We start from the raw sequence: 14584 nt of genomic DNA on the forward strand, positions 1-14584 counted from the left end.
TGTTCTGTCTCGTGAGGTTGGGAACGCGGCTGGCTGGTGGGAGGCCGCCGAGTGCGGTGTGGCCGCGGTGGTGATTGTAGGTGTGCAGCCACCGCGGGAGTGCTCGGCGGCGTTCGGTCTCTGACCGGTAGGGCCGGTGGTAGGCCCATTCGTCGAGCAGGGTGCGGTTGTAGCGTTCGACCTTGCCGTTGGTCTGAGGCCGGTAGGGACGGGTTCGTTTGTGCGTGACGCCGGCCGTGGTCAGGGTGTCGTGCCACAGGCGTGATCGGTAGCACGATCCGTTGTCGGTCAGGACGCGCCGCACGGTGATCCCGGCTCGGGTGAAGAACGCCTGCGCCCGCTGCCAGAACGCTGCCGCCGTCTCCTTGGTCTCGTCGGACAGGATTTCGGTGTAGGCCAGGCGGGAGTGGTCGTCGACGGCGTTGTGCAGGTAGCCGTAGCCCAGGTTGGGGCGCCCGCCGGTGGTGCGGGGCCGGTGCGGGTCGCGGTGGGCCGAGGAGTTGCGGCCGCCGGCGGCGCGGCCGTGGGTTTTGTGGCCGCCGCCGTCGGGGATGTTGCCGAGTTTCTTGATGTCGACGTGCACCAGGTCGCCGGGCGCGTCGTGCTCGTAGCGGCGGACGGTGCGGCCGGTGGCGCGGTCCAGGTGGGCCAGGCGGGGCATGCCGTGGCGGGTCAGGACCCGGTGCACGGTGGCGGGGTTGAGGCCGAGCAGGTAGGCGATGCGGGCCGGTCCCCAGCGGCGCAGCACCCGGACCTTGATGATGCGCCGCTCGGTGCGGGCAGGGGTCCGGCGCGGGCTGCGGCGGGGCCGGGAGGACCGGTCGGCCATGCCCGCCTCGCCCAGTTCCCGGTACCGGGTCGCCCACCGCTGTGCGGTGCTCACCGAGACCTGGAACCGTTCGGCGGCCCGACGCAGCGGCCACCCGTCGGTGACCACGCATCGGGCCAGGCGCAGACGTCCGGTCTCGGTCAGCGGGGCGTTACGGTGGGGCATGAGGGCCTCCTGGGGGTCGGTGCAGATGTCGCAATCCACACCGAACCCGGAGGCCCTCCCTCACTTCAAGATCATCCGACCGTGCCGCCGCGTTCGCAACCTCCATGGTCAGTACAGCTAGGCGAGGACCGCGGCGCCGAGCGCGCCGGCCAGCATGTACGGGCCGTAGGCGAACTCGCGCCGCAGGCTGCGGCGGACGACCATGACGGCGACGTTCAGCACGCCGCTGAGCAGGTACGTCAGCAGGACCGCCGCGAGCCAGGTCTCCAGCCCGAACCAGCCGAGGCACAGGCCGAGGACGCCCGCGAGCTTGACGTCGCCGAGGCCCAGCCAGGACGGCTTCACGAACGCCGGCACCGCGTACAGCAGGAACAGGCCCGCCATCCCCGCGAGCGCCTGCGCGAAGTGGCGCGTCCCGTCCGCGGTGAACGGCGCCGCGGCGGCGAGGAGCGTCGGCACGATCGCGTACGACGGGAGCGTGAAGCCGTCCGGCAGCCGCTTGACGTGCACGTCGACGAACGCCAGCAGCGTCCCGACCAGCGCGACGTAGAGGAGCGCGGGCAGGACGGGTTCGAGCCCGACGGCGAACCCCAGCACACCGAACACGAGGGCCGTGACCGCGCCGACGGCCGTCCGGTCCCCGTCGGGGACGTCGCCGACGTACGGTTCCGCCAGCGGTGCGAGGAGCCGGCCGGCGACGAACCCCAGCGGCACCAACGCCAACGCGATCATCGACCCTCGCCCCGATCCGCCGAGTGAAGCCTTCCGGAACGATAGCCAACCGGGTCGGACGGGCGAGCCGAGTTCGCGCACGGCGCCGTCGGCGCGGGCGCCGTCCGACGTTCCGAAACGACGGCCGAACGGCACCGGCCTCACCACTCGGTGACAGTACTGACCCGTTGACGCACGAACGTGTCGTCCCGGCGGGCACCCAGTCCGCGTTGCCCCCGCACTGACCGGGCACGGGCGAGCCGCGGCTTCGTCGAACGGTGCGGGTCGGTCACGGCGCGGGGAGGCGCGCAGGCTTTAGAGTCTCCCCTGTAGGCGGCTCAACACTGGAGACGACGGCGATGACGCACCCCTCGGACCCCGGCCAGCCAGCGCGCCCGCCCGCGGGCGGGCAGCCCCCGGGCGGCCCGTACGGTCCGCCGCCCCCGCCGCATCCCCAGCAGCAGCCGCCCCAGCAGCAGCAGCAGCCACCGCATCGCGGCACCGGCCCGATCCCGGTCCCCAACCCGCGCCCTCCGGCCGCTCCGCCGCCCGGCCAGGGCCAGCCCAACCCGAACCAGACGGGCCCGGGCCCGTACACGACCGGCCCGCACCCGCAGGCGTGGGTTCCGCCCGAACGGACGGAGCCGGGGCTCCTGGGCTCGTTGTTCGATACGAACTTCAATGCTCTGGTGACGCCGAAGCTGATCAAGGCGTTCTACATCATGTCCCTTCTGCTGATCAGCGTTTCCGCCTTGATCATCGTGGCGCTCGGCCTCTGGGTCTTCCAGCTGCGCAACGGCTGGCTGGTCGGCCTGCTGATCATGTGCAGCGCCCCGGTCGTGTGGTTCTTCGAGGCCATGCTGGCCCGCATCTTCATGGAAGCGATCATGACTCGCTTCAAGAGCGTCGAATACCTGCGGGTCATCAAGGACAAGAGCTAGCCGGGGCTGTCAGTGGGCGAGGGCGACGGGACGGACGAGGCGGCCGGGACGCGGCGGGACGCGGGGGCGACGCGGCGCGACGAGGCCCGGGTGCCGGGGCCGCGGGGTGCGGCGGAGACGCGCCGGGACGGGCCCGCGGGGCCCGCCGGGCCCGCGGGACCGCCGGGATCGGCGGGCGGGTCGCTGATGCGGCTCCCGGCGGAGCTCGCCGCGCGGTACGAGGCCGTCGCGGAGCTGCCGGTGCAGGGCGCGGAGTCGGACCTGCTGCTGGTGCGGGACGCGCGGGGCGCCGAGCACGTCGTGAAGATCTTCCGGCGGGGCTACCGGGCGGACCGCGACGTGTGGGCGAAGCTCCCGGAGCTGGGGTCGCCGCACGTGCTGCGGATCCTCGAGACGGGGCACGCGGACGGGCGCGACTTCGAGGTGACGGCGTACGCGCCGGGCGGCAACCTGCGGGCCCTGATGGACGGCCCGCTGCCGCCGGACGCGGTCGCGGACGTCGTCGCGCAGCTCGCGGACGGTCTCACGGCGCTGCACCGGGCGGGGATCGTGCACCGCGACCTCAAGCCCGAGAACGTGCTCGTCCTGGGCACGGGTCCGCTGCGGCTGGCGATCGCCGACTTCGGTTTGAGCAAGGTGCTGGAGCAGAGCGTGGTGTTCGCCTCGTCGTCGCGGACGCTGGCGTACGCGGCGCCGGAGTCGCTGTCGGGGCAGGTGTCGCCCGCGCGCGACTGGTGGTCGCTCGGCATGATCGTGCGGGAGCTGGCGACGGGGCGGGCGCCGTTCCGCGGGCTGAGCGAGACGGTGGTCGTCGACCATCTCGCGACGCGGCCGGTCGGCGCGGACGACGTCGCGGACCCGCGGCTGCGGCTGCTGTGCCGAGGGCTGCTGGCCCGCGATCCGCGCCGGCGCTGGACGGGCGAGCAGGTCGCGGCGTGGCTGGAGGGCGGGTCTCCCCCGGTCGCCGAGGAGGCGGCGGGCCCGGAAGCGGGCACCGGGCTGCCGTTCAAGGGACGCCGGTACGCGCGGCGGGACGAGCTGGCGCGGGCGCTGGTCGCGGAGTGGGCGGACGCCGCGCAGTACTTCTTCGGGCGCGGTGAGAACGGCGAGGCGTGGCGGAGCCTGCGCGCCTGGCTCGCCGACCTTCCCGACGACGGCACCATCGAGCTGGTCGACGGCCCGCTGACGGCGGACACCGGCCCGGACGTGAAGCTGCTGCACCTGGTGCGGTGGCTCGACCCGGGCCTTCCGCCGCACTACCTCGGCCGCCGGGTGACGGCCGACGACCTGCGGATGCTGCCCGCGTACGTCGAGAACGCGGGGCCCGAGCACCGGGTGGCGTGCCGGCTCGTGCGGGAGCTGTGGCGGCACGGCCTGCTGCGGGAGCTGGCGGGGTTCGCGGGCGGCGCCGATCTGGCCGCGGTGGACGAGCAGTGGCGGGCGCACGCGGCGGCGTGGAACGAGCTGGCGCGGTGGATCCGGGCGCAGGACGCGCCGCCCCCGACGCTGGCGGCGCGCCTGCCCGACGCGGGGGCGGACGACCCGCCGCTGGTGCTCGCGACGCTGCTGGCCCTGGCGGCGCATCCGGCGGACGTCCGCCGGAACCTCGCGGAGAGCCTGGAGCGGGCCCGCGCCCGGACGGCGGCCGAGCCGGTGCCGTGGTTCGCGTGGCTGGCCGACGGGGCGGGCGACGACCCGCTGCGGACGCTGGCGGTGCTGCTGGCGGCGCCGGAGGCGGTCGTCGAGATCGAGGCGGCGAAGCGGGCGCGGCGCGCGGAGGCGGAGCGCGCGGAGGCGCTGCGGACGCAGCGGGACGAGCGGGAGCGGATGCGGCTCGCGGGGCGCGGCTCCGCCGTCCGGCGGGCGGTCCTCTGGACGCTGCCGCTGCTGGCCGTCTGGCTGTTCGGCTCGTGGGTCGTGGGCGCGCTGTTCGGCGGTGGCTCGGACGACGGTACGAGTTCGGTGGGCGGGTTCCAGCGTTCGTCGGGTGTCCCGTTCGGTTTCCTGGCGGTGCTGTCGGTCGTGGTGTGGGGCGTGCAGTGCGGCGCCGAGGTCGCGCTCGCGCGCGCGCAGGGCGCGGACTACCTCCCGCACGGGCCGTGGGCGATGTTCTCCAAGGCGCTGGGCGCGGGCGGGCGCGGGCTGTCGAAGGCGTCGCAGACGGTGTCGGGTGCGGCGCGGCGGACGGGGCGGCGGGGCTGCGGGCTCGTGCTGCTGGCCGGGACCGTCCCGCTGCTGCTGGTCTTCCTGCTGCTGGCGGCCGTGACGCCGGTCGCGGGGCTGCTGTGGACGCTCGTGCTGATCGCCGCGCCGGTCGCGCACGGCGTCGCGGCGGGCGTCCGGCTGCACCGCTGGCGGCAGGCGGGGGGCACGGTGACGGGAGGGGCATGAGCAGCGGAGTCGAGGCCGACATCGCGCTGGACGCGGCGGTCGTGCTGAGCCTGGGGCTGAACCGGGTGCTGGGCCGCGGCGCGGGCCTGGCCGGGCGCGGCGCGGAGGCGCTGGCCGCGCTGGCGGAGGGACGCGCGGAGGCGCGGGCGGCGGCGCTCGCCGAGGTGGAGACGCAGGAGCGGGCGCTGCGCGAGGTGGTCGAGCGCAACGCGCGCATCGCCGCGCTCGCGGAGACCCGCGACCGGCTCGGCGCGGCGCTCGACCTGCCGGCGCCGCTGGCGCCGGACGAGCGTCCCGCGGCGGAGCTGACGGCGTGGTGCGCGGCGGCCGACCGGGCCCTGGACGACGCCGAGCGGGCGCTGTCGGACCGGCTGGCCGCCGAGGTCACCGCGCAGATCTTCGCCGCGCCGCCCGAGACCCCCGCCGGGGACGCCGAGCCGCGGGAGTCCGTCCCGGAGGACGGCGCCGCGGACGTGCGGCGCACGCTCGCCCGGGTGATGGCGCGGCTGCTGCCCGATGCCGGGCCGGCCGAGCGGGACGCGGTCGCGGACGCGGCGCGGCTGCTGGCGGACACCGCGACCGCCGCGGAGGCCGAGGCCGTCCTGCAGGAGGTGCGGCTGCGGATCCAGGACGCCAACCGCCGCACGCGGGAGCTGCGGGAGGCGGCGCGGCGGCGGGCGGCGGAGGCGGACGCCGCCGCGCAGGCGGAGGCCGAGCGCCGGTACGTGCTCGACTCGATCACCGCGGCGTTCGAGGACCTCGGGTACGAGGTGGAGGGCGGGTTCGAGACGCTCACGGCGTCCGACGGCACGATGGTCCTGACGAAGGGCGCCTGGCCGGACCACAGCGTCCGGATGCGGGTGGACGACGCGCAGGTGCGGGCGTCGATGATGCGGGAGCGGCCCGCGGAGAGCGAGGACGACCGGCGGGTCGACGCGGAGCGGGAGGCCGAGTGGTGCGCGGCGTTCGAGGCGGCGCGGGCCCGGCTGGCGGAGGCCGGGATCCGGTCCGACGTGGGTTGGCGGCTCGACCCGGGGGTCCGCGAACTGCCGGTGACGGCCGAGTCACGGCACACTAGGGGGCGTGCCGAGCGGCGGGAGCGCCGCCGCTCGCACGGCCAGTGACGGCGCGCGGCGCCGAGTGACCGGTACGGAAGCGGAGTGGAGCGGGCCTGATGAGCATTGATTCGCCGACGCTGGGCGGACGGTTGCAGGGCTGGCCGCCGTTCATCCGCGAGCTGGACGCGACGCTGTCGGTGCATTCGCAGTACGTCCTGTCGGGCAACCTCTACGACAGCTTCCTCGCGCCGCCCGTGCAGGCGGGCGGCCCGGCGCGGCTGCTGCCGCTGCGCGACCTGCTGTGGGAGACGCTGCGGGCGAGCGGCGCGTCGTTCATGGTCGTGTACGACCCGGTGGACGGGCTGCAGGTCTGCCCGGACGACGGCGACGAGCTGTCGGACGAGGCGAAGCGGGCCGCCGAGCGGCTGATGGGGCGGCTGAAGGCCGACGACAAGCCCTCCCTGGAGGCGCTGACCCGGCACATGGCGGCGGTCGTGCGGCCGCAGGAGAACGTCCGCGCCGCGTTCGTGATCGACTCGGCGTCGCGGATCGCGCGGACGCCGACCGACCTGGAGCCCGCCGAGCGCGACTTCTTCCGGTTCAGCGCGAAGCTGTCGCGGACGGCCCGTCCGGTGCGGGTGGTCGGGGCGCGGCCGAAGCCGCTGTACAACCCGGTGGTGTGGCTGGTGGAGCGGCCGGGCGACCTGCCGCCGTGGATGACCACCGACAACGAGACGATCCGGGAGATCACGATCCCGCGCCCGCACCTGGGCGACCGGCAGGAGACGGCGCGGCTGCTGGCGCGCGCGTTCGGGGTGAGCGACGTCGGCGCGGACCAGGCCGCCGCGGACGCGTGCGACGCGTTCGCCGAGCAGGCCGACGGGCTCACCCTCCAGTCGATGATCGAGGTGACGCGGCTGGCGAAGGAGCGCAACGTCGACCTGGCGGACCTGCCGGACGCCGTCCGCACCTACAAGCTCGGGGTGCTCGACAACCCGTGGAGCCGCGGGCACCTGCGGCGCCGGGTGCTGGAGGGCGAGAAGCGGGTCCCCGAGCGGGTGATCGGGCAGCCGCAGGCGGTGACGAAGACGCTCGACATCCTCAAGCGGGCGGTGCTGGGGCTGTCGGGGGCGCAGGCGACCCGCTCGGGGAGCCGTCCGCGGGGCGTGCTGTTCTTCGCGGGCCCGACCGGCACCGGCAAGACGGAGCTGGCGAAGGCGGTCACCGAGCTGATCTTCGGGGACGAGTCGGCCTACCTGCGGTTCGACATGAGCGAGTTCTCCGGCGAGGGGTCGGGCGACCGGCTGATCGGGGCGCCGCCGGGCTACGTGGGGCACGAGGCGGGCGGCGAGCTGACGAACGCGGTCCGCGAGGACCCGTTCCGGGTGATGCTGTTCGACGAGATCGAGAAGGCGCACCCGCGGATCCTCGACAAGTTCCTGCAGATCCTCGAGGACGGGCGGCTCACCGACGGCCGCGGCAACACCGTCCACTTCTCCGAGTCGATCCTGATCTTCACCTCGAACCTCGGGATGTACGTGCCGGGCCGCGACCTGACGACGCCCGGCGGCGCGGCGTACGCGACGGCCAACCGTGTGCAGAACATCACTCCGGGGATGTCGTACGACGAGGTCGCGCAGCGCATCAAGGCGGCGGTCGCCGAGCACTTCACCGAGGTGCTGAACCGGCCGGAGCTGCTGAACCGGTTCGGCGACAACATCGTCGTGTTCGACTTCATCTCCGCCGACGCCGCGCACCAGATCTTCGACCTGCAGTTCGCGAACATCTGCAAGCGCGTGTCGGAGGAGCACCGGCTCGACCTGACGATGGAGGACGACGCGCTGGAGACGCTGCGGGGCTGGTGCACGGCCGAGCTCGACAGCGGCGGGCGCGGCATCGGGATGGCGCTGGAGTCCTACTTCGTCAACCCGCTGGCGCGCGCGCTGTTCGACCGCGAGCTCGTCCCCGACGAGCCCGTCACCGTGTCCGGGATACGCCGGGAGGGCAGTATCGTGCATCTGGACCTCCTGTGACGGGCGGCGGCGCCTCACCTTCGCTGCTGCTCGCCAAGGCGCACCATCCGGTGACCGCGCTCGGCCCCGGGACCCGCGCCGGCATCTGGACGCAGGGCTGCACGCTGCACTGCCCCGGATGCCTGTCCCGGGACACCTGGGACGCCGATCCGGGCAAGGCGGTGCCGGTCGAGTCGGTCCTCGGCTGGCTGGCCTCGCTGCCCGGGCCGGTGGACGGGCTGACGGTCTCCGGCGGTGAACCGTTCCAGCAGCCGGCCGCGCTGGCCGCACTGCTGCGCGGGGTCCGCGCATGGCGGGACGCCCCCACGCGTGAGACGATTAGGTTCGACATATTGGTCTACAGCGGATATGTCTACTCTCGGCTCGCGAGGTCCCGCGAGTTTCGGGAGATCCTGGACATGTGCGACGCCGTGATCACGGGCCCATATGTCGACCGGCTCAACCCGAGGGGGCGAAACCCCGAGGGCGGCTCCCTACTCTGGAGGGGGTCGGCCAACCAGCGCGTCGTGCCGCTGTCGCCGCTCGGGCGGGAACGGTACGGGGCACTGGCCGACGACGGGAAGATCGAGGAAGGCGCTGGGCCCAGAGTGCAGGTGTCCGTGGACGAAGGGCCGGAGGGAAGGCGGGTGTACTACATCGGGATCCCGCGAAGGGGCGACATGGAGCACCTCACGTCGAGGCTCGAACGCGCCGGAGTACGCTCGGGGGAAGTGTCATGGCGAGCTTGAACTGTCCAGTCTGCGGTGAGCAGTCCCAGCCCGGGGATCTGGTCTGCATGAGCTGCGGCGCGAATCTGGCGCGAGCCGGGGGCGGGTCGCAGTACGGCGCGCCCCAGCACGGCGCTCCGCCGCACGGCGCGCCCCCGCAGGGCGCCCCTCAGCACGGCGGGCCGCCGCACGGCGCCCCGCAGTACCCGGACCAGTACCAGCAGGCACCCCAGCAGCAGGCGCCGCCGCAGCACCAGGCCCCCCAGGACCAATGGGGCGCACCGCAGCCGCAGGCCCCGCAGCAGGACCAGTGGGGGCCGCCGCAGCAGCAGGCGCCGCAGAACGACCAATGGGGCGCACCGCAGCAGCAAGCCCCCCAGAACGACCAGTGGGGGCCGCCGCAGCAGCAGGCCCCGCAGCAGGACCAGTGGGGGGCGCCCCAGCCGCAGGCGCCGCAGAACGACCAGTTCGGTCCGCCCGGCCCGCAGGGCGGCGGTCCCGGCGGGATGCAGGCGCCGCCGCAGCACCAGGCGCCGCAGAACGACCAGTGGGGGGCGCCCCAGCCGCAGGCCCCGCAGCAGGACCAGTGGGGCGCACCGCAGCCGCAGCAGCCGGGCCCGCCCGGCCAGGACCAGTTCGGTCCCCCGCAGGACCAGTACGGGCCGCCCCAGGACCAGTTCGGCCCGCCGCAGGACCAGTGGGGCGCGCCGCAGCCGCAGGCGCCGCAGCAGGACCAGTTCGGTCCGCCGCCGCAGCCGGACCACCGGCCGCCGATGCCGCCGCCGCACGGCCGGGAGCAGACGCTCCTGCCGCCGGAGCAGCAGCACGGCGGCCCGCACGGGGGTCCACCGCGCAGCGACAGCACGGCGATGATGTGCCCGTACTGCGAGGCGGTCCTGTCCAGCCCGGGCGCCGCGCAGTGCGACCAGTGCCTCCGTCCGCTGCCCGGCGGCGGGCAGCAGGGCACGCCCGTCCTGCGGGTGCAGTTCCCGACGGGCGAGCTGAAGGTGTCGGTGGGCCAGCACCTGGTGCTGGGCCGGGACGCCGGGCAGTCGCCGGTCGCGTCGACGTTCACGCAGTACGACAACGTGTCGCGGCGGCACTCGACCGTGTGGCTCGACCCGTCCGGGACGGCGTGGGTGCGCGACGAGGGCTCCACGAACGGGACGTTCGTCAACGGCGAGCGGCTCCCGCGCGGGGTCGAGGCGCCGCTGAAGAACGGCGACCAGCTCCGCCTGGCCGCCGACGTGACGGGCAACGTCCAACTCAACTGACGCCGACGACCGCCGGCGTCCGCACGGGCGACGGAAACGGCCCCCGGTTCCGCGAACCGGGGGCCGTTCCCTTTCCCTGCTCGGGTCAGCCGGAGCGCTTGCTGCGGGCGCGGGCGCGCTCGCGCTCCTTGGCGTCCAGGACGACTTTGCGGATGCGGACGGCGGTCGGCGTGACCTCGACGCACTCGTCCTCGCGGCAGAACTCCAGCGCCTCCTCCAGGGACAGGACGCGCGGCGGCGTGAGCCGCTCGAGCTCGTCGCCCGTCGAGGACCGCATGTTCGTGAGCTTCTTCTCTTTGGTGATGTTCACGTCCATGTCGTCGGCACGGGAGTTCTCCCCGACGATCATGCCCTCGTACACCTCGGTGGTCGGCCCGACGAAGAACGTGCCGCGCTCCTGCAGGTTCGTGATCGCGAACGCGGTCGCGGCGCCCGCGCGGTCGGCGACCAGCGAGCCGGACGGGCGCGTGCGCAGCTCCCCGAACCACGGCTCGTAGCCCTCGAAGACGTGGTGCGCCATGCCGGTGCCGCGCGTCTCGGTCATGAACTCGGTGCGGAACCCGATCAGGCCGCGCGCGGGGACCAGGAACTCCATCCGCACCCAGCCGGTGCCGTGGTTGGTCATGTGCTCCATGCGGCCCTTGCGGACGGCGAGGAGCTGCGTGACGGCGCCGAGGTGCTCCTCGGGGATGTCGACGGTGAGCCGCTCGACCGGCTCGTGCTTCTTCCCGTCGATCTGCTTGGCGACGACCTGCGGCTTGCCGACGGTCAGCTCGTAGCCCTCGCGGCGCATGTTCTCCACGAGGATGGCGAGGGCCAGCTCGCCGCGGCCCTGCACCTCCCAGGCGTCCGGGCGGTCGGTCGGCACCACCCTGATCGACACGTTGCCGACCAGCTCGCGCTCCAGCCGGTCCTTCACGAGGCGGGCGGTGACCTTCGTGCCCTTCTCGCGGCCCGCCATCGGGCCGGTGTTGGTGCCGATCGTCATCGAGATCGCCGGCTCGTCCACCGTGATCAGCGGCAGCGGGCGCGGGTCGTCGGGGTCGGCGATGGTGTCGCCGATCATGATCTCCGGGATGCCGGCGAGCGCGATGATGTCGCCCGGCCCGGCCTCGTCGGCGGGCTTGCGGGTCAGCGCCTCGGTCATCAGCAGCTCGGTGATCTTGACGCGCTCGACGCTGCCGTCGCGGCGGCACCACGCGACCTGCTGGCCCTTCTTGATCGTCCCGGCGTGGACCCGGCACAGGGCGATGCGGCCGAGGTAGCTGGACGCGTCCAGGTTCGTCACGTGCGCCTGCAGCGGCGCGTCCGGGTCGTAGGACGGCGCCGGGATCGTCTCGGTGATGACCGAGAACAGCGGCTCCAGGTCCTCGCTGTCGGGCAGCTCGCCGTCGCCGGGCTTGGTCAGCGAGGCGCGGCCGGCCCGCCCCGACGCGTAGACGATCGGGAAGTCGATCTGCTCCTCGTCGGCGTCGAGGTCCATGAACAGCTCGTACGTCTCGTCGACGACCTCGTCGATGCGCGCGTCCGGCCGGTCGGTCTTGTTGACGACCAGGATCACCGGGAGCCGCGCCGCCAGCGCTTTGCGGAGCACGAACCGGGTCTGCGGGAGCGGGCCCTCGCTGGCGTCCACCAGCAGGACGACGCCGTCCACCATGGACAGGCCGCGCTCGACCTCGCCGCCGAAGTCGGCGTGGCCGGGGGTGTCGATGATGTTGATGGTCATCCCGCCGTGCCGGACGGCGGTGTTCTTCGCGAGAATGGTGATGCCCTTCTCGCGTTCGAGGTCGTTGGAGTCCATGACGCGGTCGTCGACGTCCTGGTTCTCGCGGAAGGCACCGGACTGCCAGAGCATGGCGTCGACCAGCGTCGTCTTGCCGTGGTCGACGTGGGCGACGATCGCGACGTTCCGGAGGTCGTCGCGCGTGGAGATGGGCATGCGGTCTCGCCTTGCGTGAGAGTTCGGGAGTCGCCGCAGACGCGCGGCCGTTCCATTCTACTTGCCGCTGTCCGCTTCCTGCCGTCCTCGCCGCGGTCTCCGCGCCCCGCGCACCGCCCCCGGCCGCGTGATCCGCACCACGCTCGACTTAAACCTCGATTGGCCATCTTTGCCTGATGTTTGTAATCTCCCGATGATCCGGCCGTCGAGAACCGGCCGTCGACGAGAGGAGACCCCGGCCTTGACACCGGACCATCTCCGGCGCAGGCGCGCCCCCCGTACCGGGGCGGCGTCCGCCGCCGCGGCGACGATGTTGCTGATCACCCTCGGTTCGACCGCGCCCGCGGCGCACGCGGACCCGTCCCCGCCGCCGTCCGGCTCCCCGAGCCCCCTCCCGACGACGGTGGACGGGCTGAAGAAGGAGCTCGACAAGCTGCAGGAAGAGGCGGAGATCCTCACCGAGCAGTACAACAAGACCCGCGTCGAGCTGAAAGCGGCGAAGAAGGCCGAGCAGGACGCCGCGCGGAAGGCCGCGGCGCTGCGGGCGCGGGCCGAACCGGCCCGGCAGCGGCTCGGCGAGATCGCCGCCGCGAACTACAAGGGCGGCCGCCCGGACGTCCTGTTCATGATCGACGGGACGGCGGAGGGGCTCGCCGCGTCCGCCTACCTGGCGCAGCGCCAGGTGGACACCGTCGCGGCCCTGGAGAAGCAGGTCGCGCAGGCCGAGGCGGCCGAGAAGGCCGCGCACGCCAAGACCGCCGAGGTCGAGAAGGCCGCCAAGGCGTCCGAGGAGGCCCGCGGACGCGCCAAGGCCAAGGTCGACGAGGTCCTCAAGCGGCTCGAGAAGCTCACCACCACCAACGCCTACAGCCCCCGCACCGGCCTCAAGGCCGCCGTGAAGGGCACCGGCCTGCCCGCCGAGATGGCCCGCAAGGCCGTCGGCAAGCTCGGCGCCCCGTACGTGTGGGCCGCCGCCGGGCCGAGCAGCTTCGACTGCTCCGGGCTGGTCGTCTGGGCGTACGCGCAGGTCGGCAAGTCCGGCCTGCCGCACTACACCGGGGCGCTGTACGGGCTCGGCACCAAGGTGTCGCGGAACGAGCTGCGCTCCGGCGACCTCGTGTACTTCGGCGGCAACCTGCACCACATGGGGATCTACCTCAGCGACGGCAAGTACCTGCACGCGCCGCAGACCGGAGATGTGGTGAAGATCTCCCGCCTGTCGGAGCGCTCCGACTACGCGGGCGCCAACCGGATCGGCTGACGCCGCCCCTCAGCCGAGGCCCTCCCGGGCGAACACGTCGATGACCGGCCGGTCGCCCGGGAGCCACTCCACGTCGTACAGCTCGCCCGGCGCGAGCCAGCGCAGCGCGAGGTGCTCCAGCGCCCGCGGCTCCCCCTCGGTGATCCGCGCCGTCCACACCCGCAGCACGGCGCGGTCGCTCAGCCGCCAGTCGCCGCCGATCCGCCGGTCCGGCCGGATCCCGACCGCCAGCTCCTCGCGGCACTCCCGGACGAGCGCGTCGGTGTCGAACTCGCCTGGGTCGACCTTGCCGCCGGGCAGCTCCCAGCCGCCCGCCATGTGGGCCGGCTCGGCCCGCTGGGCGGCCAGCAGCCGCCCGTCCGCGATGATCGCCGCACCCACCACGATCAGGTCGATGGGAACCAGCCCCTTCCTCGTCTCACTCTGAGACGGCCGCCTCGGCCCGGCCGGTTCCGCCCGCCGCGCCGTCCGCCGCGCCGTCCGCCGCGTCCGCCGTCCCGTCGGGCGCGGCGGCGTCCCCGCGGACGTCCGCGACGAGCCGCACCGCGTCCCGGACGATCTCCTCCAGGTGGTCGCCGTGGGCGCCGCGCCAGTACACCTGCCCGCACCGCTCGCACCGTCCGTAGACGTCGTAGCTGCGGCGCGTGCCCGCCTCCAGCTCCCGCTCGATCTCGGTCTTGTCGACCGCGACGAGCCCGCCGTTGCAGGCGGTGCAGCGCGTCCACGGCCTCAGCGCGGGCGCGAACCGCTCGAGCATGTCGCGGAGCTGGTCGTCCGGCCGGGAACCGCGGACGTACGCGCCGAACCACAGCGCGCGGCGGCGCAGCAGCCCCCGGTCCTGGGTCAACAGGACGCGCCCCTCCTCGTTGGCCTGCACGACGAGGGCGGGGTCGTCCATGTCGTTGTGGTAGGCGGTGTCGAGGCCGAGCAGCCGCATCCGGCGCGCCAGCGTGCCGAGGTGCACGTCCAGCAGGAAGCGCGGCGCGACCTGGGCGGGCTCCAGCGGCACCGGCTGCGGGCGCGGCACGGCGCCGACCAGCACCTCGTCGCCGTCCCGCGGGCGGAACGCGGCGTCGACCGGCTCGCCGCCGACGGTCATGGGCCCGACCTCGGGCAGCGGCACGCCGAGCGACTCCACCAGGTGCCCCAGCGTCGACGTCCCGTCGTACGGGACGCGCCGGACCGGCTCGCGCCGGGCGGCGGGCAGGAACATCAGCAGTTCGTCGGCGACTCGGATCGTTATCTCGGCGTCCACGCGGTCAGCATGCCACGCGG

At 74.0% G+C, this 14584-nt stretch carries 12 protein-coding genes; 7 read left to right on the forward strand and 5 right to left on the reverse strand.

The window, feature by feature from the left end; translation table 11 throughout:
- Nucleotides 1–994: IS481 family transposase (locus tag H505_RS0111705; protein ID WP_026404624.1), on the reverse strand; the 994-nt coding region annotated here is incomplete at its 3' end.
- 117 nt (nucleotides 995–1111) lie between these two features.
- Nucleotides 1112–1726: a prepilin peptidase gene (locus H505_RS41305; protein ID WP_051300567.1), complete on the reverse strand. Its 615-nt coding sequence runs from the start codon at nucleotides 1724–1726 to the stop codon at nucleotides 1112–1114.
- A 338-nt stretch (nucleotides 1727–2064) separates the two neighbouring features.
- On the opposite strand from H505_RS41305, the gene H505_RS48870 reads away from it, so the two are divergent.
- From H505_RS48870 to H505_RS52345, 6 genes are read left to right on the forward strand one after another with little or no spacing between them, the layout of a single operon-like run.
- Complete coding sequence (locus H505_RS48870; RefSeq protein ID WP_084550138.1) at nucleotides 2065–2646, forward strand: DUF4282 domain-containing protein; 582 nt, start codon at nucleotides 2065–2067, stop codon at nucleotides 2644–2646.
- A 12-nt stretch (nucleotides 2647–2658) separates the two neighbouring features.
- Nucleotides 2659–5037 (forward strand): protein kinase domain-containing protein, encoded by a 2379-nt coding sequence (locus tag H505_RS52335; RefSeq protein ID WP_026402143.1) that lies wholly within the window; start codon nucleotides 2659–2661, stop codon nucleotides 5035–5037.
- On the forward strand, nucleotides 5034–6161 hold the full coding sequence (locus H505_RS52340) for a hypothetical protein (RefSeq protein ID WP_026402144.1): 1128 nt from the start codon (nucleotides 5034–5036) through the stop codon (nucleotides 6159–6161). Before H505_RS52335 ends, H505_RS52340 begins: the two co-directional genes overlap by 4 nt.
- Before the next feature lie 50 nt (nucleotides 6162–6211).
- Entirely contained in the window at nucleotides 6212–8128 is a 1917-nt protein-coding gene (locus H505_RS0111730) for an AAA family ATPase (protein ID WP_034517659.1), read from the forward strand.
- 50 nt (nucleotides 8129–8178) lie between these two features.
- Nucleotides 8179–8856 (forward strand): 4Fe-4S single cluster domain-containing protein, encoded by a 678-nt coding sequence (locus tag H505_RS0111735; RefSeq protein WP_233617665.1) that lies wholly within the window; start codon nucleotides 8179–8181, stop codon nucleotides 8854–8856.
- Nucleotides 8857–8903: 47 nt separating this feature from the next.
- Nucleotides 8904–10109 (forward strand): FHA domain-containing protein, encoded by a 1206-nt coding sequence (locus H505_RS52345; RefSeq protein ID WP_157432968.1) that lies wholly within the window; start codon nucleotides 8904–8906, stop codon nucleotides 10107–10109.
- A gap of 85 nt (nucleotides 10110–10194) precedes the next feature.
- Here H505_RS52345 and typA read toward each other — a convergent pair whose 3' ends face one another.
- A complete protein-coding gene (gene typA, locus H505_RS0111745) occupies nucleotides 10195–12048 on the reverse strand; it encodes a translational GTPase TypA (protein WP_026402148.1) in 1854 nt (617 codons plus the stop codon).
- A 241-nt stretch (nucleotides 12049–12289) separates the two neighbouring features.
- On the opposite strand from typA, the gene H505_RS0111750 reads away from it, so the two are divergent.
- Complete coding sequence (locus H505_RS0111750; protein ID WP_026402149.1) at nucleotides 12290–13309, forward strand: C40 family peptidase; 1020 nt, start codon at nucleotides 12290–12292, stop codon at nucleotides 13307–13309.
- A 9-nt stretch (nucleotides 13310–13318) separates the two neighbouring features.
- Here H505_RS0111750 and H505_RS0111755 read toward each other — a convergent pair whose 3' ends face one another.
- Nucleotides 13319–13690 carry a (deoxy)nucleoside triphosphate pyrophosphohydrolase gene (locus tag H505_RS0111755; RefSeq protein ID WP_026402150.1) on the reverse strand — a complete coding sequence of 124 codons (372 nt, stop codon included), beginning with the start codon at nucleotides 13688–13690 and terminating at the stop codon, nucleotides 13319–13321.
- Between the two features lie 37 nt (nucleotides 13691–13727).
- On the reverse strand, nucleotides 13728–14564 hold the full coding sequence (locus tag H505_RS41320; RefSeq protein WP_281173433.1) for a Mut7-C RNAse domain-containing protein: 837 nt from the start codon (nucleotides 14562–14564) through the stop codon (nucleotides 13728–13730).
- Between the last annotated feature and the right edge of the window lie 20 nt (nucleotides 14565–14584).

Source organism: Actinomadura rifamycini DSM 43936 (assembly GCF_000425065.1).
Taxonomy (GTDB): Bacteria; Actinomycetota; Actinomycetes; order Streptosporangiales; family Streptosporangiaceae; genus Spirillospora; species Spirillospora rifamycini.

Bases quoted from the DNA above. Each gene is read 5' to 3' on its own strand.
- H505_RS41305 (WP_051300567.1), bottom strand. From the start codon at position 1,726: ATGATCGCGTTGGCGTTGGTGCCGCTGGGGTTCGTCGCCGGCCGGCTC.
- H505_RS48870 (WP_084550138.1), top strand. From the start codon at position 2,065: ATGACGCACCCCTCGGACCCCGGCCAGCCAGCGCGCCCGCCCGCGGGC.
- H505_RS52340 (WP_026402144.1), top strand. From the start codon at position 5,034: ATGAGCAGCGGAGTCGAGGCCGACATCGCGCTGGACGCGGCGGTCGTG.
- H505_RS0111730 (WP_034517659.1), top strand. From the start codon at position 6,212: ATGAGCATTGATTCGCCGACGCTGGGCGGACGGTTGCAGGGCTGGCCG.
- H505_RS52345 (WP_157432968.1), top strand. From the start codon at position 8,904: ATGAGCTGCGGCGCGAATCTGGCGCGAGCCGGGGGCGGGTCGCAGTAC.
- typA (WP_026402148.1), bottom strand. From the start codon at position 12,048: ATGCCCATCTCCACGCGCGACGACCTCCGGAACGTCGCGATCGTCGCC.